Genomic DNA, 24,372 nt, shown 5'->3' with positions numbered 1-24,372 from the left:
ACCCATGATCCCCGACGTCAAACCCAACAGCGTGCTCTATCTCAACGGTGTCTCGGTCTCCTTCGACGGTTTCAAGGCGCTGAATTCGCTCTCCATCGTCATCGAACCCGGCGAACTCCGGGCGATCATCGGCCCGAACGGCGCCGGCAAGACGACGATGATGGATATCATCACCGGCAAGACCCGGCCGGACGAGGGCGAGGTCTTCTTCAACGGCACGGTCGACCTCACCAAGAAGGACGAGGCCGATATTGCCCAGCTCGGCATCGGCCGGAAATTCCAGAAGCCGACGGTCTTCGAAAGCCACACGGTCTGGGACAATCTGGAACTGGCGCTGAACCGCCGGCGCACGGTGTTTTCGACGCTGTTCTACCGGCTCTCCGGCGAGGACAGGGATCGCATCGAGGAAATCCTGGAGACGGTGCGGCTGACGCATCGCCGCGACGAGCTCGCGGCCAACCTGTCGCACGGCCAGAAACAGTGGCTGGAGATCGGCATGCTGTTGGCGCAGGAACCGAAGCTGCTGCTCGTCGATGAACCGGTGGCCGGCATGACCGATGCCGAGACGGCGGAAACGGCGATCCTGCTGAAAGACATCGCCAAGACGCGGTCCGTCGTCGTCGTGGAGCACGATATGGGCTTCATCCGCGATCTCGGCGTGAAGGTGACGTGTCTTGCGGAAGGCTCGGTGCTGGCCGAGGGATCGATCGATTTCGTCAGCAACGATCCGAAGGTGATCGAGAACTATCTGGGCAGGTGAGGGATGATGGAAACATTTGACGTTGGTGGGTGTGTCACCCCTCCCCAACCCCTCCCCACAAGGGGGAGGGGCTCAACCCAGCCGATCGTTCATGACAACGATTACCAGCTTTCCAGCGTTTGTATGGAAAGCACTGCGACAGCTCCGGGTCAGTCCCTCCCCCTTGTGGGGAGGGGTTGGGGAGGGGTTTTCGCATCCGCAGCGCACCAGGAAACCTCATCATGCTGACAGTCGAAAACGCAAATCTTCACTATGGCGCGGCCCAGGCGCTGCGCGGCATCTCGATCAAGGCCGAGATGGGCAAGATCACCTGCGTGCTCGGGCGCAATGGCGTCGGCAAGAGTTCGCTCCTGCGCGCCGTCACCGGCCAGCATCCGCTGTCTGCGGGCACGATCACCTTCAACGAGACAAAGCTGAACGGCCTGCCGCCTTTTGCCCGGGCCAAGCAGGGCATCGGCTACGTGCCGCAGGGGCGCGAAATCTTCCCGCTGCTGACGGTGAAGGAAAACCTCGAAACCGGCTTTGCTCCGCTTGGCCGCCGCGACCGCAACATCCCCGACGATATCTTCAGCCTCTTCCCGGTGCTGAAGTCGATGTTGTCGCGTCGCGGCGGCGATCTTTCCGGCGGGCAGCAGCAGCAGCTGGCGATCGGCCGCGCCATGGTCACGCGGCCGAAGATCCTCGTGCTCGACGAGCCGACCGAGGGTATCCAGCCGTCGATCATCAAGGATATCGGCCGGGCGATCCGTTACCTGCGCGATTCCACCGGCATGGCGATCCTGCTGGTCGAGCAATATCTCGATTTCTGCCGCGAACTTGCCGATTACGTCTACATCATGGATCGCGGCGAGATCGTGCATGAGGGCCTTGCCGAGACGCTGGATACGCCGGAAGCACGCCGCCATCTGACCGTATGACCTCTCTGGCGATCACACCGGCAGATGCCGTATTTTGCGGCAGACGCCGTCAGCTCCCTGCGAAAGACCGGTGGGGATACGGGCTTGCGGAAAGCGGCACGGGACTTGCTTTCTTCCAGTCACCGGACACATTCAACGCAAGTTGCCGGACGGGACGGCATCTGCACGGGGGTGGCATGACGAGCGTGGCGGCAGGCATCACCAGACCGCAGAGGGCGGAAGGACGCGGGCACCTTGCGGCCGGGATGCAGGACGGGCGCACGCGAATCCGTGAGCTTTATCAGGAGGGCGCGGCGAAGATCCGCCTGCCGGACACGTTCGACGCCTCGATGGAGGCCGTCATCATCAACACGGCCGGCGGGCTGACGGGTGGCGACCGGATGAACTGGAGCGTGACGGCCGGTGCCGGCACGCGCATCGACGTCACCACACAGGCCTGCGAGAAGATCTACAGGGCATCGGCCGGTACCGCCGAGGTGACGACGCAGATCGAGGTGGGGTCGGGCGCCCGCGTCGACTGGCTGCCGCAGGAGACGATCCTTTTCGATCGCGCCTCGCTGTTTCGCCGCCTGGATGTCGATCTGGACGACAGTGCGGAATTCCTGGCTGTCGAAGCCATCCTGCTCGGCCGCAAGGCGATGGGCGAGACCATGGAGACGGGGCTGTTTCGCGATCGCTGGCGCATCCGCCGGTCGAGCCGGCTGATCCATGCCGAGGAGCTGCGCCTTTCCGATGCCGTGGCGCTGCTTGCGGCCGAGCAGGCGGTGCTTGGCGGGCAGGTGGCCTTTGCGACGGTGCTCTATGCGGGGCCGAAGTCGGAAGCCTATCTTGCCAGGGTGCGGCCGCTGGTGGAGGGGCATATGGGCGGGGCGAGCGCCTGGAGCGACAAGCTCATCGTGCGCCTTGCCGCAGCCGATGGTTTTGCGCTCAGAAAAATCCTCATCCCGGTCATTTCCGCCTTGCGCAATGGAGCGCCTGTGCCGAAAGTCTGGAATCTATGAGTTCAACAAGCGGATAGACGATGAACCTCACCCCGAGAGAAAAAGACAAGCTGTTGATTTCCATGGCCGCGATGGTGGCGCGCAAGCGGCTGGAGCGCGGCGTCAAGCTGAACCATCCGGAAGCCATCGCCCTCATCACCGATTTCGTCGTCGAAGGCGCGCGCGACGGCCGCCCGGTCGCCGAACTCATGGAGGCCGGCGCTCATGTCATCAGCCGCGAGCAGGTGATGGAGGGCATTGCCGAGATGATCCACGACGTGCAGGTCGAGGCGACCTTTCCCGATGGCACGAAGCTGGTGACAGTGCATCAACCGATCCGCTGAGGAGGGAGCCATGCTGGAGCTTCGGCCCAATTGCGAATGCTGCGACAAGGACCTGCCGCCCGACAGCGCGGAGGCGATGATCTGCACTTTCGAATGTACCTTCTGCGCGGATTGCGTCGCCGACGTGCTGAACGGCGTGTGCCCCAATTGCGGCGGCAATTTCGCCGCCCGGCCGATCCGGCCCGCATCGAAGCTTGCGAAATATCCGGCTTCCACGAAGCGCGTACTGAAGGCCGAGGGCTGCGCGCCCAAGGCGGCTTAAGGAGACACAGATGATCCCTGGCGAAATCATTGCCGCCGACGGCGAGATCGAACTCAATGCCGGAGCGCCGACCGTGACGCTCGAAGTTTCCAATACCGGCGACCGCCCCGTGCAGGTCGGCAGCCACTATCATTTTGCCGAGACCAATGCCGGCCTGTCCTTCGATCGTGAGAGGGCGCACGGGATGCGGCTCGACATTCCCGCCGGCACGGCCGTGCGTTTCGAGCCGGGCCAGACCCGCTCGGTGACGCTGATACCGCTCTCCGGCAAGCGCGAAGTCTACGGCTTCCGCCAGCTGGTGATGGGCCGGCTCTAATCAAAAGAAAATAACGGAGGAAATACATGCGCTTGAAGATCGGGCTCATCGGGGCGGCGCTGATGCTGCTTGTCTCCGGTGCCGCTCATGCCAAGGACGTGGATTGCGCCAATGCGCAGACGCAGGCCGATATGACGAGTTGCGCGCAGGCACGCTATGACGCGGCCGACAAGGCGCTCAATGCCCAGTACAAGCTGACGCGCGCCGCCATGGTGGCGATCGACAAGGATCTCGACGGCGATATGAAGGGCGCCGAGCAGGCACTGCTCAAGGCGCAGCGTGCCTGGATCAGCTATCGCGACGCCCAGTGCGAAAATTCCGGCTTTCAGGCCCGCGGCGGCACGATGGAGCCGATGCTGGTGGCGGGCTGCCTTGCCGACCTGACCGATCTCAGGACCAGGGAACTCAAAGCACTCGCCGACGGGATGGGCCAGTAAGGTGGGCAGGACAATCATCATCGTGGGCAACGGAGACGTGGCGGAAGGCGGGGCTGAGATCATCGACGCTGCCGACTTCGTCATCCGCTTCAACGAATGCCGCTCTTACGGCGCCGGTGGCACGCGCACCGACGTGGTTGCCGTGTGCAATACCGGCCGTCCCGCCAAGGCCATGCTCGGTTCCGAGAGCTGGCGCGTCCATCCGGGTATCGTCGAAGCCGCGGAAATCTGGAGCGTGCGCGACCCGAAAAAATTCGCGGCCATGCGCGCACCGCTTGCCGTATCGCATCCGGAACTCGACGATTTCTGCGATGACTATACGAGCCGATTCAACGACTTCTGCGTGCAGGCTGGCAAGATGCATCGGGTCGTTGAGAAACAGATTCATGAGGCCGTCGACCGGGCGCTTTCGGCCTTTTCGCCGGCGCCTTATGTCGTGCCGAGCAGCGGCATGATCGTGATCGGCGACGTGCTCGACAGGTTTCCCGACGACGAGGTGACGCTGGCAGGCTTCGGCCATGTGGGCTGGGAATGGCACCCCTTTGCCGCCGAAAAGCAGCTCGTCGATTCCTATATCGCCGCCGGCCGTCTGAGGCGGCTTGCCGGAAAACCGCCCGGAAAACCGCTTGTCTCTTCCTCGCAAGGAGCCCGATAGATGCCCTATAAGATCTCCCGCGCCGCTTATGCCGGCATGTTCGGTCCGACCACCGGCGACAAGGTGCGCCTTGCCGATACGGAGCTTTTCATCGAGATCGAAAAGGATTTCACCACTTATGGCGAAGAGGTGAAGTTCGGCGGCGGGAAGGTCATCCGCGACGGCATGGGCCAGAGCCAGGTGACGCGGGCGGGCGGCGCTGTCGATACCGTCATCACCAATGCGGTGATCGTCGACCATACCGGCATCTACAAGGCCGATATCGGGTTGAAGGACGGGCGCATCGCGGCGATCGGCAAGGCCGGCAATCCGGACATGCAGCCGGGTGTCAACATCATCGTCGGTCCGGGCACGGAAGCGATTGCCGGCGAGGGCAAGATCGTGACGGCCGGCGGCATGGACAGCCATATCCATTTCATCGCCCCGCAGCAGATCGAGGAAGCGCTGATGAGCGGGCTGACCTGCATGCTCGGCGGCGGCACCGGGCCGGCGCACGGCACGCTCGCGACCACCTGCACGCCCGGCCCCTGGCATATCGCCCGCATGATCGAGGCGGCCGATGCCTTCCCGATGAACCTTGCCTTTGCCGGCAAGGGCAATGCCTCTCTGCCCGGCGCATTGCAGGAAATGGTGCTGGCCGGTGCGACCTCGCTGAAGCTGCACGAGGACTGGGGCACGACGCCCGGCGCCATCGACTGCTGCCTGTCGGTTGCCGACGAGTACGACGTGCAGGTGATGATCCATACGGATACGCTGAACGAAAGCGGCTTCGTGGAAGACACGATCGGCGCCATCAAGGGCCGCACTATCCATGCCTTCCATACGGAAGGTGCGGGCGGCGGCCATGCGCCTGATATCATCAAGATCTGCGGCCAGCCGAACGTCATTCCGTCCTCCACCAATCCGACCCGGCCCTATACGGTCAATACGATCGCCGAGCACCTGGACATGCTGATGGTCTGCCATCACCTGTCGCCGTCGATCCCCGAAGACATTGCCTTTGCCGAGAGCCGTATCCGCAAGGAGACGATCGCGGCGGAAGACATCCTGCACGATATCGGCGCCTTCTCGATCATCTCCTCGGACAGCCAGGCCATGGGCCGTGTCGGCGAAGTGCTGATCCGCACATGGCAGACGGCCGACAAGATGAAGCGCCAGCGCGGACGCCTGAAAGAGGAGAAGGGCGACAACGACAATTTCCGTGTCCGCCGTTATGTCGCAAAATACACGATCAATCCGGCGATCGCCCACGGCCTGTCGCATGAGATCGGCTCGATCGAAGTCGGCAAGCGTGCCGACCTGGTGCTGTGGAATCCGGCCTTCTTCGGCGTGAAGCCGGATATGGTGCTGCTCGGCGGCTCGATTGCGGCGGCGCCGATGGGCGATCCGAACGCCTCGATCCCCACGCCGCAGCCGGTGCATTACCGGCCGATGTTTGCCTCCTTCGGCAAGAGCCTGACGAATTCCTCCGTCACCTTCGTCTCGCAGGCTTCTCTCGATGCCGGCCTCAAGGGCCGCCTCGGCGTCGCCAAGGATCTCGTTGCGGTGAAGAACACGCGCGGCGGCATCTCCAAGGCGTCGATGGTCCACAACGACCTGACGCCGGAGATCGAGGTCGATCCGGAAACCTATGAAGTGCGGGCGAACGGCGAGCTGTTGACCTGCGAGCCGGCGACGGTGCTGCCGATGGCGCAGCGCTATTTCCTGTTCTGAGGGCGTCTTGCCTGTCCGCGGATTGAAGGCGGCGCGATGGCCGGTACGGGCGATCGCGCTGCTGCGGCCGCATTGTGCAAAGCGGCCTGCAAACCGGATTCCGGAACCGGATGCCGCAGACGGCGGTGCGTTCAGCTATCCTCTATAAGCGAAGTATAATTGCTCGCGCGCAACCATGGCGTCGGGAACAGGATCGCTTATTTTGCCGTTTCGGCCCTTGTCTTTCTGAGGGGTTGCTGACCATTGTTCCTCTTAAAGTGAATTCTGAACATCACTCTCTGACTGGTTGTAGAAATCAGCGGATGGACTGTGGTTTTTCAGCCATAGACCATTCTGGAACAGGCACCCGGTGCTTCCTCCAAATTCTGTTTAAAGTCAAAAGCTTAGATGTGTTTCCCATCGTGGTGATTCCTGTCCCGAAAAGTTGCACTTCCTGCTAGAAAAAGCAGATGCGTGGAATCCCCTGAAATCACTCGAATTTTAGTGATCGGATTAAGACCCCCGCAGCAATTGCGATCTTATCAATGCCCTGGAACCGCTGGGCAGGAAGGTCGATTCTCATGGAAAACTGGATATCGCTTCAGGCTGATCTCGGCAGTTTCGAGCATCGCAGGACCGTTTATACTTTCGCGCTGAAGATGAGTTTTCTGGCGGTCATTCTCTCCGGATTCATCATCCTGATAACCCTGCCGCCGCTCGACTTCATCGGAATGCTGCCGATCACGCTCGGGCAGGCCATGGTCTTTGCCATCATCCTTTCCTGGCTCATCGGCGGAATGGTGTCCGGCGTGCTGTCGCTCGTGGCCGGTTTCGCCATTCATGACCTGACCGTATCGCGCGCCAAATTCGAAAAGCTCAGCCGCACCGATACGCTGTCGGGGCTTTTGAACCGGCGCGCTTTCACCGATGCCCTGGAGAAAGTGGAAGGGGATGCCTGCCTCGCCATTTTCGACGTCGACCGTTTCAAGGCGATCAACGACCGTTTCGGCCATGGCTGCGGCGATGCCGTCATCACCGCCGTCTCGGTCATGCTTGCGGATGCTTTCGATGGGGCCTCGGTCGTGGCGCGGCTCGGCGGCGAGGAGTTTGGCGTGATCGTGCAGGGCGGCACACCGCAGGAGCGGGTGGCGCGCGTCGAAGCGGTGCGGGCGCAGATCGCCGCGCGGCCGATTCCGGCGGATGGGCACGAGGTCACCATCACCATCTCGGGCGGCATTGCCGACCTGCACGAGGGGCGCGACAAGGAGGCGGTCTATGCCTGCGCGGACAAGGCGCTCTATCTTGCCAAGGCGCTCGGCCGCAACCGCGTCGTCCACGAGCGCGAGGGGCTCAACCACGCCTGGCACGGGCTCGTGGAAAACGGTCTCGGCGTCCAGGGCGTCGCGCCTGACGAGGCGGAACTGCTGCAGGCGTCGGGAATCTAGAGCCGTTTGCGGACGGGGCGTTTACGAAACGTGCATTGGTGCTTGCATCGCAAAGGGCTATTTTGCATGGTCTAGGTCCCAGATTAACGGATATGTCATGCAGCGCGTCACCTCCTATCTCCCCGCCGGCACCCCTTCCTCTCACCCGACCGCACAGGTCAAGCTGCCGCACGACCTGCGGCACCTGCGCCGCAAGCTCCTGCATCTGGAGAACGGCGAGATGGTGATGCTCGATCTCAAGGAGCCGGTGCTGTTCGCCAATGGCGACATGCTGGTGCGCGAGGATGGCGAGCTGATCGAGATCCTCGCTGCCGACGAGAAGCTGTTCGAAATTCGCGGCCGCGACCGGGCGCATCTGATCGAACTCGCCTGGCATCTCGGCAACCGCCATCTTTCGGCGCAGATCGAGGAGGATCGCATCCTGATCCTGCGCGATCACGTCATCCGCACCATGCTGCAGGGTCTGGGCGCAATGGTGCTCGATATCAACGAGCCCTTCCAGCCGGCGCGCGGCGCCTATCATGCCCACGGCGGGCATTCGCACGGGCACGATCATCACGACCACGGCCATGACCACGATCACGAGCATCATGATCATGACCACGACCATCACGACCACGGGCACGGGCATGACCACCACCACGGTCATCAGCACAAGCACGATTGACGGCTGATGGCTGGAGACAGTGAGCTGCAGGCTCTGCTGCGCCTGACGGCATGGCTTTCGCCGGCCTTTCCCGTCGGCTCCTTTGCCTATTCCGGCGGGCTGGAGCGGGCCGTGGCGGACGGGCTCGTTCGCGATGCCGATAGGCTGCGGCACTGGCTGGAGACGCTGATCGGCAAGGGCTCGGTCTGGAACGACGCCGTGCTGCTGGCGGCCAGTCATCGCGATCACGGTGACGCCGCCCGCCTTGCCGAGCTTGTGGAACTGGCCGCGGCACTTGCCGGCTCTCGCGAGCGCCATCAGGAGACGATGCTGCTCGGCGAAGCCTTCCTGACGGCCGCTCAGGCCTGGCCGGACGAGGTCTTCGGCCGATTGCCGAAAAAGGCTGCCTATCCGGTCGCCGTCGGCGCCGTGACGGGGGCGCATGCGATCGGGCGCGAAAAGGCGCTTGCCGCCTTTCTTCACGCCTATCTCTCCCAGGCCGTCTCCGCCGGCATCCGGCTCGGCGTGGCAGGGCAGAAGGATGGCGTTGCCATCCTTGCCGGGCTGGAGGCGCGGGTGATCGAAATTGCCGCGCGCGCTGCCGGTTCCAGCCTCGACGATCTCGGCTCGGCAACGGTTCAGGCCGATATTGCCGGGCTTCGCCACGAAACGCAGCAGACGCGGCTGTTCCGCTCCTGAGCGGGATTATGCGCAGATCTGCGTCATTTGCCGGTGGCGGGAAAGCAGCGCTTCGCTATCATCTGGCTTCGATTGGAGTAAGGCACATGAAATCAAGAAACGGACCCCTGCGCGTCGGCATCGGCGGGCCGGTCGGCTCGGGCAAGACGGCGCTGACCGAAAAGCTCTGCAAGGCGATGCGCGACGACTATTCCGTCGCCGTCGTGACCAACGACATCTATACGACCGAGGATGCCGAAGCGCTGGTGCGCATGCAGGCGCTGCCGTCCGAGCGCATCGTCGGGGTCGAGACCGGCGGCTGCCCGCATACGGCCATCCGCGAGGATGCGACGATCAACCTGCAGGCCATTGCCAATCTCAACGAGCGTATTCCCGATCTCGACGTCGTTTTCATCGAATCCGGCGGCGACAATCTGGCGGCCACCTTCTCGCCCGACCTTGCCGACATCACCATCTACGTGATCTCCGTCTGCCAGGGCGAGGAAATCCCGCGCAAGGGCGGGCCGGGCATCACGCGCTCGGACCTGCTCGTCATCAACAAGAAGGATCTGGCGCCTTACGTCGGGGCCGACCTCGAGGTGATGGACCGGGATGCCGCCCGCATGCGGGCGAGCCGCCCTTTCGTCTTTTCCGACATGAAGCGGGGCGACGGCATCGGCTCGATCGTCGATTTCCTGCGCGTGCAGGGCGGCCTTTAGGGCATCCGTGAGGATGCTCCCTCTGCTCGAACTGCCGATGCTCAGATGCGTTTGAGCATGTTGACGTCGCTGATGGCGATGAAGCGGCCGCGCACGGTCACGCCGGCCGCTTTCAGCGTCGAGAAGGCACGGGACAGTGCCTCCGGCGCCAGACCCAGCTTGCGGGCGAGCAGGTTTTTCGGGAAGGGCAGCCGTAGCGATGCCGTTGTTGCGCCGTCTTCCACGCAGTTTGCGAGCAGATAGTGTGCCACGCGCTGCGGCGCCGTCTGCATCCGGTCGTTGGCAAGGCACTCCATCGCCGACAGCAGATGCAGCGACAGGCTGCGCATGATCGCGGTGCCGATCTGCGGATGTTCGGCCAGGAGGGCGCGCACCTTGCCGATATGGAAACGGGCAAGCACGGTATTGTCCATCGACTGGGCGCCGTAGCGATAGGTGCCGCCGGCCTGGATCAGGCATTCGGCGAAACTGTCGCCCGGCTCGCAGATGCGGATATCCGCCTCGCGACCTTCGCCGTTCAGGCGAAAGAGCCGGACATAGCCCTCCAGCACGCTGTAGAAATAAACGCCAGGCTCGCCCTCCTGAAAGAGAATGTCGTGTGAAGCAGACGTGATCACGGTGGAGCAGGCGCGCAGCGCCTCCGCTTCCACGCTCTCCAGGTCTGCAAGTATTCCGGCTCTGGAAAGCAGCGCGCGTTCGCGGCTGCCTTGCATCAGCATCCTGTTCATGTTGCGCCTCCGGCAGCGGTCAAGGCCGCCAATGTCCCCCTTGATGATGCAAGGATAGGGGAAGCGAGACGCGGGGGAGTTGATTTTGATCAAACGCTTTCGCGGCACGTTTATCGAAAGCGGCGATCGACCGGGATGGTGAAGGACCAGGCGTTCGGGAGTTTGCGGCCGGCGATAAACCTGCGCATGAAGGGCAGCAGGATGAACAGGCGCTTGCCGCTTTCGGGCTGTTCGACAGGCTGGCCATCGCGCGGGTTGCCCCAGCGGTCTTCATAGAGATCCTTGAAAAGCGAGCTGACCGGGATCATGGCTTCGTCTCCACAATATTGAATCGATTCAAAATCTCGATGGAGAAATTGAACCGATTCAATCCTGCGCTTCCTCCCGGACGCTGTCAAGTTTATTTTGAACCGATACAATCCTTTGCTAGAGTGAACCGGACTCGGACCTGCAAGGAGCGGCATTGGGAAAAGGACATGTGAGGCTGGCCGATGTCGCCAAGGCGGCAGGCGTATCGCAGGGGACGGCATCGAATGTTTTCAGCCGCCCCGAAGTGGTCCGGGAGGAAGTGCGCGAGCGGGTGCTGAATGTCGCCCGCGAGCTCGGTTACGGCGGACCCGACATCAAGGGCAGGCTGCTGAGGGCAGGGCGGGTGAACGCGATCGGCGTGGCCGCCGTCGAGCCGCTCACCTATTTCTTCGACGATCCCTGGGCGCGGTCGCTGATGACGGCGATCGGCGAGGTCTGCGACGCCAGCGGCACGGGCATTGCCGTCGTCTCGGCGATGAACGAGGAACGGCTTGCCTGGAACATCAACAGCGCGCTCGTCGACGGTTTCATTCTGCTGTGCGTGGAAGGCGGAGAGAGGCTTGTGGAACTCACCCGTCAGCGGCAGCTGCCGTTCATCGCGCTGGCGCTCGGCATCGAGGACGAGACCATCCCGGCAATCGGCATCGACAATGTAGCGGGCGGGGCGGCGGCGGCGCGGCATCTTCTGGAACTCGGGCACCGGAATATCGCAATCCTGTCGATCGGCGATGTCGACGGCCTGGTCGGCCGGGTGGCGCCCGAGCGCGTCGATCCTGAAATGGAAGCGACCCCGCGCGACCGCATGCACGGCTATTGGCAGGCCCTGGCGGAATACGGCATCGCGCGCGACGCCGTCCCGATCCAGGGAACCCTGCATGACAGGCCGAGCACGCTGGCGGCGATGGAGGCGCTGTTTTCCGCCGGCAATCCGCCGACGGCAATTCTGGCGATGTCGGACAAGGTTGCGCTCCATGCCATGCAGTGGCTGGCGGAGCGGGGGCTGAAGGTCCCCGAGGACGTATCCGTCGTCGGCTTCGACGGCGTGCCGGAAGCCGCCACCTCGCTGCCGCGCCTGACCACGGTGGCGCAACCCTTTGCCGAAATCGCACGGCGTTCGGTAACGGCGATCCTCGAAAATGCGCTGCCGCAAAATCACGAGGCGCTCGATCTGGAACTTGTCGTGAGAGACAGCACCGCGGCGCCAAGGCCGCGATAGGTTCGCAAAACAAAAAGGCCGGGTCGATGCCCGGCCTCTCGTCTTATGATTGCCGCCTCATTCGGCCGCGAAGGGCGGCAGGCGCAGCACGTTGGTGTCGTTGCCGGTCTTGCGCTTGCTTTCCGGCTTCTCGATCGCGGCCAGGCGCTCTTCCAGGGCATCGATCGTGCTCTGGCTCGTCTTGAGCTCGCGGGTGAGTTCCTCGCGCGACATGGCGAGCTCCTCCTCTTCCTTCTTGCCGACGAGGCGGCCGAAGAGCCAGCCGAGCAGACGGGAGAGGTCGTCCATGATCAGGAAGAAGGAGGGCACGACGACCAGCGACAGCACGGTCGAGACGATAATGCCGCCGATGACGGCAATCGCCATCGGTGCGCGGAAGGAGCCGCCTTCGCCGACGCCGAGCGCAGACGGCAGCATGCCCGCCGACATGGCGATCGAGGTCATGATGATCGGGCGGGCGCGCTTGCGGCCGGCTTCCACCATGGCATGAACGCGTTCCAGTCCGTGGCGCTTCATCTCGATGGCGAAGTCCACCAGCAGGATGGCGTTCTTGGTGACGATGCCCATCAGCATCAGGATGCCGATCAGCACCGGCATGGACAGCGCGTTCTGGGTGATGATCAGCGCTGCCGCCACGCCGCCGATCGCAAGCGGCAGGGAGAATAGGATGGTGAAGGGCTGGATCACGTCCTTGAAGAGCAGGATCAGCACGACCAGAACCAGCAGCAGGCCCATCAGCATGGCGTTGCCGAAGCTGCCGACCAGTTCGGCCTGGACCTTGGCGTCGCCGCTTTCGGCCAGGTGCACGGTCTTGGGCAGTTCCGTCTCCGCCACGATGCGCTTGAACTCGCCCGACGCCGTATCGAGCGCGGTACCGAAGGGCACGTCGGAACCGATGGCGACGACGCGGTTGCGGTTGTTGCGCTTGATCGAGCTCGGACCTTCCGAATAATCGACATCCGCGACGCTGTAGAGCGGTACGGAGGCGCCGGTCGAGGTCTTGATCTTCAGCGCCCGGATGGAGGCCAGATCGCGGCGGACATCGAGCGAGGCCTGGACGCGGATCGGGATCTGCCGGTCGTCGAGCGAGATCTTGGCAAGGTTGGCGTCGATATCGCCGATCGTGGCGACGCGCACCGTCTCGGAGATCTGCTGCGGCGTGATGCCGAGGCGGGAAGCTTCGGCCATGCGCGGGCGGATCTGCAGTTCCGGCCGGGGCAGGGCGCCTTCCGAGGAGACGTTGGCAAGGATCGGCGAAGCGCGCAGCTTGGATTCGAGCAGGCTGACCGCATCGTTCAGATCCTGCTCGTTGGTCGAGAGGAAGTTGAAGGACAGGTCGCGTTCGGCGCGATCGTTGACCTTGGAGATGCGGGCATCCGGAATGGAGCGCACGGCGGCGAAGATATCCTTCTCCACATCCCACTGCGGACGCGTGCGGCCGTGCTCTTCCATCTTCGGCACATATTGGCCGATGATCGGCAGCCCGCCGAGGCCCTTGTTGACGAGGGTCTTGACCAGCGAATGGTCGATATTGCCGAGGATGACGCGCACGGTGGCGCGGCGCAATTCCAGATCGCCCTTCGGCGAAGCGCCGCCGAGGATGAAGACGCTTTCGACGCCGTCGATGCCGCGCACCGCGTCATAGATCTTGTCGGTCGTGGCGGCGGTTTCGTCGAGCGTTGCGTTGGGCGGCAGTTCGACGGAGAGAACGACGCGCGAGGAATCGTCCGGCGGCATGAAACTGCCCGGCACCTGGCTCAGAAGCATCATCGAGCCGACCAGGAAGCCGATGGCGGCAAGCAGCGTCGTGTAGCGCCAGTACCATTTGCGGGTCGTGCCGGTGACAAGGCGCGTATAGGCCTTCATCAGCAGGCCGTCATTGTCCTGATGGTCTTCCATGCCGTCTTCGGCGCGCATCAGGTAGGCCGCCATCAGCGGCGTGACGAGACGCGCCACCATGAGCGAGAAGAAGACGGAGAAGGCGACGGTCAGGCCGAACTGGATGAAGTACTGGCCGGCGATGCCCGGCATGAAGGAGACCGGCACGAAGACGGCAATGATGGTGAAGCTGGTGGCGATAACGGCAAGGCCGATTTCGTCGGCAGCTTCGAGTGCCGCACGATAGGGCGTCTTGCCCATCTTGATATGGCGGGCGATGTTTTCGATTTCGACGATCGCGTCATCGACCAGAATACCGGTCGCCAGCGTCAGCGCCAGGAAGCTCACGAGGTTCAGCGAGAAGCCCATGAGGTCCATGATCCAGAAGGTCGGGATCGCAGACAGCGGCAGTGCGACGGCGGCAATCAGCGTCGCGCGCCAGTTGCGCAGGAAGAGGAAGACCACGATGACGGCAAGGATCGAGCCTTCCACCAGCGTGTGCAGCGCCGCCTCGTAGTTGCCGTAGGTGAAGTAGACGGAATCGTCCACCATCTGGATGGCGACAGTCGGATTGGCCTTGCGCACCTCGTCGAGGCTCGCGGCCACGGTTTCGGCAACCGAGACTTCGCTGGCGCCCTTGGCGCGGAAGACGGCGAAGGTGACGGAGGGCGTGCCGTTGAAGCGCGAGAAGGACTTCGGCTCTTCATAGGTATCGGTGATCGTGCCGAGTTCGGAGAGCTTGACGAAACGGCCGTTCGGCAGGGTTATCGACGTGTCGGTCAGCTGGGCGACGCTGCGGGCGTCGCCCAGCGTGCGGATCGTCTGTTCGTTGCCGGCCACCTGGCCGCGGCCGGAACCGAGGTCCACGTTCGTGCCGCGCAGCTGCTGGTTCACGTCGGCGGCGTTGATGCCGTAGGCGTTCAGCTTGTCCTGATTGAGCGAGACGCGGATTTCGCGGTCGGAGCCGCCGTAGCGGTCGATACGGCCGATGCCCGGCTGGCCTTGCAGGGCGCGCTTGATCGTGTCGTCCACGAACCAGGAGAGCTCTTCGAGCGTCATGTTCGGGGAGGAGACGGCGAAGGTCTGGATCGCCTGTCCTTCGACATCGACCTTGGAGACGATCGGCTCCTCGATGCCGGCAGGCAGGTCGGAGCGGATCTTGTCGATCGCGTCCTTGGTGTCCTGCACGGCCTCTGCCGTCGGCTTTTCGATGCGGAAGACGACGACGGTCTGCGACTGGCCGTCGGTTACGGTCGACTGGATTTCATCGATGCCGCTGATCGAGGCAACGGCATCCTCGACTTCCTTCGTCACCTGCATTTCGAGCTCGGAGGGCGAGGCGCCGCTCTGGGTCACGGTGATGGAGACGACGGGAACGTCGATGTTCGGAAAACGGGTGATCGGCAGCGCGTAGAAGGCTTGGATGCCGACAAAGAGCAGCAACGCGAAGCCGAGCAGCGGTGCGATCGGATTGCGGATCGACCAGGCGGAGAAGTTCATGGAGCTAACCTCAGTCAGTTCGATGCGGCGGATTCTTCCGCCACCGGAGCGATCTTGTCGCCGTCACGCACGAAGGCGCCGGCCTTGGCTACGACCACGTCACCAGCCTTCAGGCCGCTGGTGATTTCCACAAAACCGCTATCCTGAATGCCGGTTCCAATATCCACCTGCTTGACGACGTTATTCTCCACCTTGCGGGTGAAGGAGCCGTTGCGGCTGGTGTTGACGGCTGAAAGCGGCAGGGCGAGCGCCCTGGTTTCGGCGATGATGATCTCGGCGCTGCCGTACATGCCGGCGCGGGCACCGCTTTCATCGTCGATGGCAATGTGAACGGAGCCGAGGCGGGTCGTCTGATCGACGATCGGGGCGACGAGGCGAACCTTGCCTTCGATCTTGCTGTTGCCGCCGGCCACGGTCACGATCGCCTTCTGGCCGACCTTGATCTTCTGGATGTCGGTTTCGGAGAGATCGGCAACCAGTTCGATCGCGCCGTCCTTGATGACGGTGAAGAGCGGATCGGCGTTGCCGGCGGCAATCGCGCCGATCTTGGCGTTCTTGGCCGAAACCACGCCGGCGACCGGGGTCTTCACATCCGTGCGGGCAAGCTTCAGGTCGGCATCGGCGATCTGGCTGTCGACGACCTTGAGATCGGCTTCGGCCACTTCGATCGCCTGTTCGGCGGAACTGACGCGGGCGTTCGCCGCGGCGGCCGTCGCATCGGCCTGTTCGACCGTTGCGGTGGAAACCGTGCCCTTCTTGCCCATTTCCTGGGCGCGGGCCTGCTGCTGGCGCGCCTGTTCGGCATTGGCCTGCGCTTCGGCGAGCTGGGCGCGCAGCTGGGCAAGGGTCGCTTCGCCCTTGGCCTTGGTCGCCATCATCTGGCTCTTCTCCAGAACCAGGGCGTCGTCGTTCAGGGTCGCAAGCGTGCTGTCGGCGGTGACTTCATCGCCGACATCGACATTCAGGGCGCGGATCGACAGACCGTCCACCTGGGGCTGGATATAAACTTCTTCGATCGGCCGGACCGTGCCCGTGCCGATGACGCGGTCGACCAGCGCTCGCTCGCTCGCCTTGGTGACGACGATTGCCGGCAGGTTCTGCGGAGCCTGGGCCTGCGGCTGGCTGGCCTTGGGTTCCTGGGCGAATACGGCGGCGGCCGCAAAAGCGGCGACAAGGAAAGTGGAGGCGCGTAGTAATGCGTGCGGCTTCAGTGCCATGCGTCGTCGTCCAATCTCTTGACGGGATCGGCCTCGCTCACGGGTCCTCGAACAGGCTCGCGGTCGGGCGAATGCCGTCTTCCAAATCTCAGAGGTATTTACCCGCATCCCATTCGCCGGAACCTATCGTCCCTGATCCGGCAAATCCGGCTAGTACGTGGTATCGATTTGCTCCACATGCAAGCCCGGCAGAAAATAATTCCCCATGAGACAATATTAATCACCATTGCGGGGCTCATCAATCACCTCAGGGTTATGTGAACATGACGATGATTGATCGGCTCCCCGATGCTTTGACGTTTGAGGCCCGACAAATGCGACAGGTGCGGGCGATTTTTTCCATCCGGCGCAAAAAAACGCGCGGGAAAAGCTCCCGCGCGTCCTGTCCTGCCGGCGGCAGGCCGTTACTTGGCCGCCCTACTTGGCCGCCCTACTTGGCCGCCGCGTCGGTGATGTCGTGGGTCCAGGCGCCCGACGGCTCCTTGTTGATGATCTTCTGGTCGAGCAGGGCCTTGGCCGTGCGGTCGTAGAGCGTGGTGTCGAGCTTGCCGGTGCCGTCGCCGATCAGCTTGGCGACTTCGCCCATCATGCGCTTCTGGTGGTTCTCGTCCTGGCCGCCGGCATCGACGACGATCTCGGCCGCGTCGTCCGGGTTTTCCATGGCGTATTTCCAGCCCTTCATGGAGGCGCGCACGAACTTGACCATCTTTTCCTTGAAGGCCGGGTCCTTGAGCTTGTCTTCCATCGCATAGAGGCCGTCTTCGAGCAGGTCGTTGCCCATGGCGGTATAGTTGAAGACGGTGAGGTCTTCCGGCTTCAGGCCGGCATCGATCGCCTGCCAGTATTCGTTATAGGTCATGACCGAGATGCAGTCGGCCTGCTTCTGCAGCAGCGGCTGCACGTCGAAGCTCTGCTTCAGCACGGTCACGCCGTCAGGGCCGCCGTCGGTCTTCAGGCCGAGCTTGTTCATCCAGGCGAAAAACGGGTACTCGTTGCCGAAGAACCAGACGCCGAGCGTGTGGCCCTTGAAATCGGCCTCGGTCTTGACCGGTCCGTCCTTGCGGCAGATCATTTCCATGCCGGACTTCTGGTAGGGCTGGGCGATGTTGACGAGCGGAACGCCCTTTTCGCGGGCAACGAGCGCGCCGCCCATCCAGTCGACGATCACATCGGCGCCGCCGCCGGCGATCACCTGTTCAGGCGCGATATCGGGGCCGCCGGGCTTGATATCCACGTCGAGGCCTTCCTCTTCGTAATAGCCCTTGTCCTTGGCGACGTAATAGCCGGCGAACTGAGACTGCGTGACCCATTTCAGCTGCAGCGTGACCTTGTCGGCGGCCATCGCCTGGGCTGCGGCAAGCGACATGGCGCTCGCCATCATTGCAACCATCAACTTTTTCATTTTCTCATTCCCTCTGAAGTTATGCCCAGGCCCCTTGCAGGGCCGGGGCGCGCCTAACCACCACGGATAGACGGATGCCAGAAAGTCACCGCCCTTTCGGCAAGGGCGACGACGCCATAGAAGATCGAGCCTGCAAGCGCCGCCACGGCGATCTCGGCCCAGACCATGTCGACATTCATGCGCCCCATCTCGGTGGAGATGCGGAAGCCCATGCCGACGATCGGCGTTCCGAAGAATTCCGCAACGATGGCACCAATCATCGCCAGCGTCGAGTTGATCTTCAGTGCGTTGAAAATGAAGGGCATTGCGGCCGGAAGCCGGAGCTTTACGAGCGTCTGCCAGTAGTTCGATGCGTAGGTGCGCATCAGGTCGCGCTCCATGTTGCCGGAAGCGGCAAGGCCGGCAACCGTGTTCACCAGCATCGGGAAGAAGGTCATGATGATGACGACGGCGGCCTTCGACTGCCAGTCGAAGCCGAACCACATGACCATGATGGGTGCGACGCCGATGATCGGCAGGGCGGAGACCATGTTGCCGATCGGCAGCAGGCCGCGGCGCAGGAAAGCGAAGCGGTCGGCGAGGATGGCGACCGCGAAGCCGCTCGCGCAGCCAATGACATATCCGACGAGAACCGCCTTGAAGATCGTCTGCCTGATATCCTCGCCCAGGATCGGCAGGGAGCCCGATATGCGCGTCCAGATCGCGCTTGGCGGCGGCAGGATGACGAAGGGGATGCCGGCTCCGCGCGAGACCGCCTCCCAGACGATGAGGATCCAGGCGCCGAAGATCGCGGGAATGAGGAGACGCAGCAGCCATCTGCCGGCAGGCGCCGGCGGCTGGAGTTCGGACAGTTCCGTGACGCAGCGCGAGGCGAGCAGCCAGCCGGCGACAAGCAGCAGGAAGAAGGAGGAGGTCGCCAAGCCCTCGTTGCCCGGCAATGTGGCGAGCAGCAGCCAGGCCGCGCCGTGAGCGCCGACGAAGAGGGCGGTCGCGGCGAGCGTTCTGGAGATGGGCGCGAAGGAAACCAGCGCCGCGGCGATAGCGAGCAGGGCGATCAGCGCCGATGTGGCCGATGACGGGGGCGCAGAGGCTCCCGCCGCATAGAGCGGCAGCGTGAACATGGCTGCGATCGTGCAGACAAGGGCGACGAGGCCCTGCCAGGAAAGTGCCGCCCGCTTCATGCCGGTCTCCCGCCCATTGCGCGATCGACGATCTTTCCGACGAGGCCGACGATCGTGACGAGGATGGCCGCCAGGACCGAGCCCGCGACGAGCGCGGCCCAGATATCGATCGTCTGGCTGTAATAGGAGCCGGCCAGCAGCTTCGAGCCGATGCCGGCAACGGCGCCTGTCGGCAGTTCGCCGACGATGGTGCCGACAAGGCTTGCGGCGATCGCCACCTTCATCGACGTGAAGAGGAAGGGAATGGAGGCCGGCACGCGCAGTTTCCAGAAGGTTTGCGCTGGTGTCGCGTTATAGGTGCGCATCAGGTCGAGATGCATGACCTCGGGCGAGCGCAGGCCCTTCACCATGCCGACAGCAACCGGGAAGAAGGAGAGATAGGTCGATATCAGCGCCTTGGGGATCAGGCCGGTAATGTTGATCGAGCCGAGCACGACGATGATCATCGGCGCCACCGCCAGGATCGGCACGGTCTGCGAGGCGATGATCCAGGGCATCAGGCTGCGGTCGAGCGCCTTGATGTGGATGATGGCGACGGCAATGACGATGCCGAGCAGCGTGCCGAAGGCGAAACCGAGCGCGGTGGAGGAGAGGGTGACGCCCGCGTGGTAGACGAGGCTGCGATTGCTGGAGAGTTTTCTGAGGAACGTGTTTTCGAAGACGTTCTGCGCCACCTGATGCGGCGCCGGCAGGACGGGTTTCGGCTGAGACAGCGTCTTGCCGATAAATTCCATCGTGGTCGAGGTGACGTTGTTGCGCGTATCCATGTCGCGCTGGAACGGCGTGTTCAGGATGACGGCGGCCGCATACCAGACGGCGACGAGGACCAGCAGGATGGTGAGGACGGGGACGATCTTGTCCTTGATTGTGTCGGGTTTCATGCGGGTTCCTTCAGGTGCGGCGCCGCATGTTTCTGTATTTCGACGAAGACATGGTCTGGACCATCAAGCAGCTGGGCATTGTCGAAACGCAGTACGGTGAAGCCTTGATCTTTCAGGAAGGCGTCGCGCGCAAGATCGTGGCGGCGACCGCCTTCGGTTTCATGGCTGTCGCCGTCGACTTCCACGATCAGGCGGGAGGAGAGCCATGCAAAATCCGCGATATAGGGACCGATCGGGGTTTCGCGACGGAAGCGGGCGCCGTAGGGGCGCAGGTCGCGCAGCATGTTCCACATGGCGGATTCTGCTTTTGTCAGTTCGCGGCGAGGTCGGCGGGCTCTTTCGCGGGTTTGGGGCCTGATGTTGGAATGTGGCATTCAGGCCTCCATTCCTGTTGAGGAAAAAAACCCTCCCCAACCCCTCCCCACAAGGGGGAGGGGCTCAGGCGGGCGCCGCCATCTCGGCGTGCATATCTCGACCTTGCTGCCAATTGCGAACTCGGGATTGAAAGAGGAGGGTGCAGCGGGTCTGCCCCTCCCCCTTGTGGGGAGGGGTTGGGGAGGGGCCTTTGTCAAGCCCGGAGCGCTCAATCTACTGCTCATAACTATGCCCCGCCCGCAGCCCCTCGCGAACACGATGGGCGATTTCGAGAAATTCCGGCGTCTCGCGAATATCGAGCGGGCGCTCGCTCGGCAGGGTCGAGTCGATCACGTCGGTGACGCGGCCGGGGCGCGGCGACATGACGACGATCTTGGTCGAGAGGTAGACGGCTTCGGGAATCGAGTGGGTGACGAAGCAGATCGTCTTGTTGGTGCGCGCCCAGAGTTTCAGGAGCGCGGCGTTCAGGTGGTCGCGGACGATTTCGTCCAGCGCCCCGAAAGGTTCGTCCATCAGGAGCAGGTCGGCGTCGAAGGCAAGCGCGCGGGCGATCGAGGCGCGCTGCTGCATGCCGCCGGAAAGCTGCCAGGGGAATTTCTTCTCGAAACCTGCGAGTTCGACGAGATCGAGCGCCTCGGCGATGCGCTTTTTCTGATCGGGCCTGGAATAGCCCATGATTTCCAGCGGCAGGGCGATGTTCTTCTCGATCGTGCGCCAGGGGTAAAGCGCCGGCGCCTGGAAAACATAGCCGTAGGCACGCGCCTTGCGGGCCTCTTCCGGCGTCATGCCGTTGATGGCGATTTCGCCTGACGTCGTGCGCTCGAGATCGGCGATGACGCGCAGGAAGGTCGTCTTGCCGCAGCCGGACGGGCCGATGAAGGAGACGAACTCGCCCTTGCGGATGTCGAGATTGACATCGGCAAGCGCATGAACCGCGCCGTCATTCGTCTGGTAGGTGAGACAGAGATCCTTGGCGGATACGACGGAGGGTGCTTGCATCAATGAACCAGTCTTGTTTTCGCCGCGCCGGCGCGGTTTTCCGTGATATTATTGCCGCCGGTCTGACCGGCAGCACAGTCCCTGGAGGAAGAGGATGGACGCAAAATCAAAGCCCACCTGCCATATTGTTCGCCCCAACCACAGCTATGACGGCAAGCAGGGGCTCAGCTATTTCGAAGGTATCGCTGCCGAGACGGTGGGTGCCAAGGGCATCTGCATGCATCTTCTGACGATCCCGCCCGGCGTGCGCGCCAAGGCGCACCTGCACGAGGCGCACGAGACGGCGATCTACATGCTCTCCGGCGAGGCCCATACCTGGTACGGCGACAGACTGGAAAACCATGTAATCGTGCATGCGGGCGAGCTTTTCTACATCCCGGCCGGCGTGCCGCATCTGCCGGCGAACCTCAGCAGCACGCCCTGCACGGCGATCATTGCGCGCACCGATCCGAACGAGCAGGAGAGCGTCGTCCTGCTGCCCGAGCTGGATCAGCTGGTGCCGGCGTGAGGTCATTTGCATAGCGGCAGCGGCCCCCAGTTGATTGCGGCATCGGCCACGAACCCGATCGTGTAGCCTTTAGGCCCTGATATGATCCTGACGGTGTCGTCGCTACTGCCCTCTTCGCCCTCTGCCTGGCAAGCGACCGTGGCGGTGAAGTCCTTGCCTTCGGTCTTCAGGACTTTCTTGATTTCGCAGTAAGAGGCCGCCGTGGTGATACCCTCGGAAGTCAGCAGAAAGAAGGTATCGGAACCGGTGCTTTCGCCGCTCTTGGCGTAGGAGCAGCCATCCTTGTTGCCGTAGCTGCCCTTGATGGGCAGCGTGTCAGCATGTGCCGCGGTGGAAAGCGCGGCCAGGGAAACGATCGTCAGAAACAGATGGCCGCGCATTGCTATCACACGCCGCTTGCCGGGATGCCCGTGCGCTCGACCTTGCGCGGCGCGGTGATCTCCTTCCAGGTCGACAGCGCCTTGCTGACGGCGGTGACAGGCTCGCGCTTGACGAATTCGCCATGGCCCGAGCGGGTCTTGACCGTATCTTCCTCGATCGCCACGACGCCGCGCGTCAGCGTGTAACGCGGCAGGCCGGTGACTTGCTTGCCTTCGAAGACGTTGTAATCGATCGCCGACTGCTGGCTCTTCGACGAGATGGTCTTGGAGCGCTTGGGATCCCAGACGACGAGGTCGGCATCGGCGCCGACGAGGATGGCGCCCTTCTTCGGATAGATATTGAGGATCTTGGCGATGTTGGTGGAGGTGACGGCGACGAATTCGTTCATCGTCAGCCGGCCGGTATTGACGCCATAGGTCCAGAGCATCGGCATGCGGTCTTCCAGGCCGCCGGTGCCGTTCGGGATCTTGGTGAAATCGCCGACGCCGAAACGCTTCTGCGCCGTGGTGAAGGCGCAGTGATCCGTCGCCACCACCTGCAGCGAGCCGGAGGCGAGACCGGCCCAGAGGCTGTCCTGATGCTGCTTGTTGCGGAAGGGCGGGGACATGACGCGGCGGGCGGCGTGATCCCAGTCCTTGTCGAAATATTCGGTCTCGTCGAGCGTCAGGTGCTGGATCAGCGGCTCGCCATAGGCGCGGATGCCCTTCTGGCGGGCGCGGCGGATCGCTTCATGCGCCTGTTCGCAGGATGTGTGGACGATATAGACGGGGCAGCCGGCCATGTCGGCGATCATGATGGCGCGGTTGGTGGCTTCGCCCTCGACCTCGGCCGGGCGCGAATAGGCATGCGCTTCCGGGCCGTTATTGCCTTCGGAGAGCAGCTTGGCCGACAGCGAGGCGACGACGTCGCCGTTTTCGGCATGCACGAGCGGCAGGGCGCCAAGCTCGGCACAGCGCTGGAAGGAGGCGAACATCTCGTCGTCGTTCACCATCAGCGCGCCCTTATAGGCCATGAAATGCTTGAAGGTGTTGATGCCCTTGTCCTGAACGATGGTCTTCATCTCGTTGAAGACCTGCTCGCCCCACCAGGTGATCGCCATGTGGAAGGAATAGTCGCAATTGGCGCGCGTCGACTTGTTGTCCCACATGGTCAGCGCTTCGAGCAGCGATTGGCCGGGCGAGGGCAGCGCGAAATCGACGACCATGGTCGTGCCGCCGGAGAGGGCCGCGCGCGTGCCGCTTTCGAAATCGTCGGAGGAATAGGTGCCCATGAAGGGCATTTCGAGATGGGTGTGCGGATCGATGCCGCCCGGCATGATGAAACAGCCCGTGGCGTCCAGCACCTCGGTGCCGGAAAGGTTCGGGCCGATCTCGACGATCTTGCCGCCGTCGATCTTCACGTCAGCCTTATAGGTGAGGTCGGCCGTGACGATGGTGCCGTTCTTGATGACTGTTGTCATGATCGTTCCCCGTTAGTGTCCGTGAATTTGGCAGGCGAATAAAAGCTCGGCAGTTCGGAGCTAAGCTGCAGCCTGCCCTCTAGTGCAGCCAGGATCGTTTCGAGAACCGAGCGTCGTTCTCGCGCGGTTTCCTGATTCCAGAAGCGCAGGACAGAATAGCCATTGGCATTGAGCCATTCGGTCCGGTGTTGATCGCTGAGGCTCTCGGCATGCTGGAAGCCGTCGATTTCAACAATCAAGCGTGCGTCGCGGCAGAGGAAATCGACGATGAAGGGGCCGAGCGGGACTTGGCGCGTGAATTTGTAGCCGTTCAGGCGGCGCGCGCGCAGGTCGCTCCAGAGGCGGTATTCTTCCTCGGTTTCGTTGCGGCGGAGTGATCTGGCCTGTCCGGTTTTCTCCGGGCGATGCTTGCGAATGTCCTGTTTGATGATTTTCGTCGCGCCCGGAGCCCCCTCATCCGCCCTTCGGGCACCTTCTCCCCGACGGG

The 24,372-nt window shown here is 63.1% G+C and carries 27 protein-coding genes; 15 read left to right on the top strand and 12 right to left on the bottom strand.

Going from position 1 to position 24,372, the window contains the following annotated elements:
• Window positions 1-4 precede the first annotated feature (4 nt).
• The 13 genes from urtD to ureG all read left to right on the top strand — a co-directional run bounded on the left by urtD (window position 5) and on the right by ureG (window position 9,851).
• Window positions 5-760 (top strand): urea ABC transporter ATP-binding protein UrtD, encoded by a 756-nt coding sequence (gene urtD / locus ACFPWW_RS07820; protein WP_377311299.1) that lies wholly within the window; start codon window positions 5-7, stop codon window positions 758-760.
• 221 nt (window positions 761-981) lie between these two features.
• Window positions 982-1,677, top strand: coding sequence for an urea ABC transporter ATP-binding subunit UrtE (gene urtE / locus ACFPWW_RS07815; protein WP_112562795.1), 696 nt, complete (start codon window positions 982-984; stop codon window positions 1,675-1,677).
• A gap of 176 nt (window positions 1,678-1,853) precedes the next feature.
• A complete protein-coding gene (locus ACFPWW_RS07810; RefSeq protein ID WP_112753670.1) occupies window positions 1,854-2,678 on the top strand; it encodes an urease accessory protein UreD in 825 nt (274 codons plus the stop codon).
• Window positions 2,679-2,698: 20 nt separating this feature from the next.
• Window positions 2,699-3,001 (top strand): urease subunit gamma, encoded by a 303-nt coding sequence (locus ACFPWW_RS07805; RefSeq protein WP_112705950.1) that lies wholly within the window; start codon window positions 2,699-2,701, stop codon window positions 2,999-3,001.
• A gap of 10 nt (window positions 3,002-3,011) precedes the next feature.
• On the top strand, window positions 3,012-3,263 hold the full coding sequence (locus ACFPWW_RS07800) for a DUF1272 domain-containing protein (RefSeq protein WP_112562789.1): 252 nt from the start codon (window positions 3,012-3,014) through the stop codon (window positions 3,261-3,263).
• Between the two features lie 10 nt (window positions 3,264-3,273).
• Window positions 3,274-3,579 carry an urease subunit beta gene (locus ACFPWW_RS07795; protein WP_112562787.1) on the top strand — a complete coding sequence of 102 codons (306 nt, stop codon included), beginning with the start codon at window positions 3,274-3,276 and terminating at the stop codon, window positions 3,577-3,579.
• A gap of 26 nt (window positions 3,580-3,605) precedes the next feature.
• The gene (locus ACFPWW_RS07790) at window positions 3,606-4,016 is read left to right on the top strand and encodes a lysozyme inhibitor LprI family protein (protein WP_113499446.1); all 411 of its coding nucleotides are present in this window, start codon (window positions 3,606-3,608) and stop codon (window positions 4,014-4,016) included.
• Window positions 4,017-4,032: 16 nt separating this feature from the next.
• On the top strand, window positions 4,033-4,671 hold the full coding sequence (locus ACFPWW_RS07785; RefSeq protein ID WP_377311406.1) for a Urease operon accessory protein: 639 nt from the start codon (window positions 4,033-4,035) through the stop codon (window positions 4,669-4,671).
• On the top strand, window positions 4,672-6,384 hold the full coding sequence (ureC, locus tag ACFPWW_RS07780) for an urease subunit alpha (RefSeq protein WP_112753674.1): 1,713 nt from the start codon (window positions 4,672-4,674) through the stop codon (window positions 6,382-6,384).
• A gap of 560 nt (window positions 6,385-6,944) precedes the next feature.
• On the top strand, window positions 6,945-7,808 hold the full coding sequence (locus ACFPWW_RS07775) for a GGDEF domain-containing protein (protein WP_377311298.1): 864 nt from the start codon (window positions 6,945-6,947) through the stop codon (window positions 7,806-7,808).
• A gap of 97 nt (window positions 7,809-7,905) precedes the next feature.
• Window positions 7,906-8,475, top strand: coding sequence for an urease accessory protein UreE (locus tag ACFPWW_RS07770; RefSeq protein WP_113413563.1), 570 nt, complete (start codon window positions 7,906-7,908; stop codon window positions 8,473-8,475).
• A 6-nt stretch (window positions 8,476-8,481) separates the two neighbouring features.
• Window positions 8,482-9,153: an urease accessory protein UreF gene (locus tag ACFPWW_RS07765; RefSeq protein WP_377311297.1), complete on the top strand. Its 672-nt coding sequence runs from the start codon at window positions 8,482-8,484 to the stop codon at window positions 9,151-9,153.
• A gap of 86 nt (window positions 9,154-9,239) precedes the next feature.
• Window positions 9,240-9,851 (top strand): urease accessory protein UreG, encoded by a 612-nt coding sequence (gene ureG / locus ACFPWW_RS07760; RefSeq protein ID WP_112705943.1) that lies wholly within the window; start codon window positions 9,240-9,242, stop codon window positions 9,849-9,851.
• A 41-nt stretch (window positions 9,852-9,892) separates the two neighbouring features.
• On the opposite strand, the gene ACFPWW_RS07755 is transcribed toward ureG, so the two are convergent.
• Together ACFPWW_RS07755 and ACFPWW_RS07750 are read right to left on the bottom strand one after the other, a co-directional pair.
• Window positions 9,893-10,579 carry a Crp/Fnr family transcriptional regulator gene (locus ACFPWW_RS07755; protein ID WP_112562773.1) on the bottom strand — a complete coding sequence of 229 codons (687 nt, stop codon included), beginning with the start codon at window positions 10,577-10,579 and terminating at the stop codon, window positions 9,893-9,895.
• 110 nt (window positions 10,580-10,689) lie between these two features.
• On the bottom strand, window positions 10,690-10,887 hold the full coding sequence (locus tag ACFPWW_RS07750; RefSeq protein ID WP_377311296.1) for a hypothetical protein: 198 nt from the start codon (window positions 10,885-10,887) through the stop codon (window positions 10,690-10,692).
• A 155-nt stretch (window positions 10,888-11,042) separates the two neighbouring features.
• Between ACFPWW_RS07750 and ACFPWW_RS07745 the strand changes: the two genes are divergently transcribed.
• Entirely contained in the window at window positions 11,043-12,104 is a 1,062-nt protein-coding gene (locus ACFPWW_RS07745; protein WP_112562769.1) for a LacI family DNA-binding transcriptional regulator, read from the top strand.
• A 57-nt stretch (window positions 12,105-12,161) separates the two neighbouring features.
• Here the strand turns inward: ACFPWW_RS07745 and ACFPWW_RS07740 are convergent, their stop codons facing one another.
• From ACFPWW_RS07740 to ACFPWW_RS07710, 7 genes are all read right to left on the bottom strand, one after another.
• On the bottom strand, window positions 12,162-15,482 hold the full coding sequence (locus ACFPWW_RS07740; RefSeq protein ID WP_377311295.1) for an efflux RND transporter permease subunit: 3,321 nt from the start codon (window positions 15,480-15,482) through the stop codon (window positions 12,162-12,164).
• A 14-nt stretch (window positions 15,483-15,496) separates the two neighbouring features.
• Window positions 15,497-16,699 (bottom strand): efflux RND transporter periplasmic adaptor subunit, encoded by a 1,203-nt coding sequence (locus ACFPWW_RS07735; protein ID WP_112705939.1) that lies wholly within the window; start codon window positions 16,697-16,699, stop codon window positions 15,497-15,499.
• A gap of 430 nt (window positions 16,700-17,129) precedes the next feature.
• Window positions 17,130-18,101 carry an ABC transporter substrate-binding protein gene (locus ACFPWW_RS07730; RefSeq protein WP_112755600.1) on the bottom strand — a complete coding sequence of 324 codons (972 nt, stop codon included), beginning with the start codon at window positions 18,099-18,101 and terminating at the stop codon, window positions 17,130-17,132.
• 53 nt (window positions 18,102-18,154) lie between these two features.
• Entirely contained in the window at window positions 18,155-19,282 is a 1,128-nt protein-coding gene (locus tag ACFPWW_RS07725; protein ID WP_377311294.1) for an ABC transporter permease, read from the bottom strand.
• Window positions 19,279-20,163 carry an ABC transporter permease gene (locus tag ACFPWW_RS07720; RefSeq protein WP_377311293.1) on the bottom strand — a complete coding sequence of 295 codons (885 nt, stop codon included), beginning with the start codon at window positions 20,161-20,163 and terminating at the stop codon, window positions 19,279-19,281. Before ACFPWW_RS07720 ends, ACFPWW_RS07725 begins: the two co-directional genes overlap by 4 nt.
• Window positions 20,160-20,537: an endonuclease domain-containing protein gene (locus tag ACFPWW_RS07715; RefSeq protein WP_377311292.1), complete on the bottom strand. Its 378-nt coding sequence runs from the start codon at window positions 20,535-20,537 to the stop codon at window positions 20,160-20,162. Before ACFPWW_RS07715 ends, ACFPWW_RS07720 begins: the two co-directional genes overlap by 4 nt.
• A 214-nt stretch (window positions 20,538-20,751) precedes the next feature.
• Window positions 20,752-21,537 (bottom strand): ABC transporter ATP-binding protein, encoded by a 786-nt coding sequence (locus ACFPWW_RS07710; RefSeq protein ID WP_112562755.1) that lies wholly within the window; start codon window positions 21,535-21,537, stop codon window positions 20,752-20,754.
• A gap of 94 nt (window positions 21,538-21,631) precedes the next feature.
• On the opposite strand from ACFPWW_RS07710, the gene ACFPWW_RS07705 reads away from it, so the two are divergent.
• Window positions 21,632-22,045 (top strand): cupin domain-containing protein, encoded by a 414-nt coding sequence (locus ACFPWW_RS07705; protein ID WP_112562753.1) that lies wholly within the window; start codon window positions 21,632-21,634, stop codon window positions 22,043-22,045.
• 2 nt (window positions 22,046-22,047) lie between these two features.
• Here ACFPWW_RS07705 and ACFPWW_RS07700 read toward each other — a convergent pair whose 3' ends face one another.
• The 3 genes from ACFPWW_RS07700 to ACFPWW_RS07690 form a co-directional block, all read right to left on the bottom strand.
• Window positions 22,048-22,425, bottom strand: coding sequence for a hypothetical protein (locus ACFPWW_RS07700; RefSeq protein WP_377311291.1), 378 nt, complete (start codon window positions 22,423-22,425; stop codon window positions 22,048-22,050).
• Between the two features lie 5 nt (window positions 22,426-22,430).
• A complete protein-coding gene (gene hydA, locus ACFPWW_RS07695; protein ID WP_377311290.1) occupies window positions 22,431-23,885 on the bottom strand; it encodes a dihydropyrimidinase in 1,455 nt (484 codons plus the stop codon).
• Window positions 23,882-24,372: endonuclease domain-containing protein (locus ACFPWW_RS07690; protein WP_377311289.1), on the bottom strand; the 491-nt coding region annotated here is incomplete at its 5' end. The genes hydA and ACFPWW_RS07690, both read right to left, overlap by 4 nt.

This window comes from Rhizobium sp. GCM10022189, assembly GCF_042656325.1.
In the GTDB taxonomy this organism is placed as follows: domain Bacteria; phylum Pseudomonadota; class Alphaproteobacteria; order Rhizobiales; family Rhizobiaceae; genus Rhizobium.
This window is presented reverse-complemented; position numbering and strand designations above follow the sequence as displayed.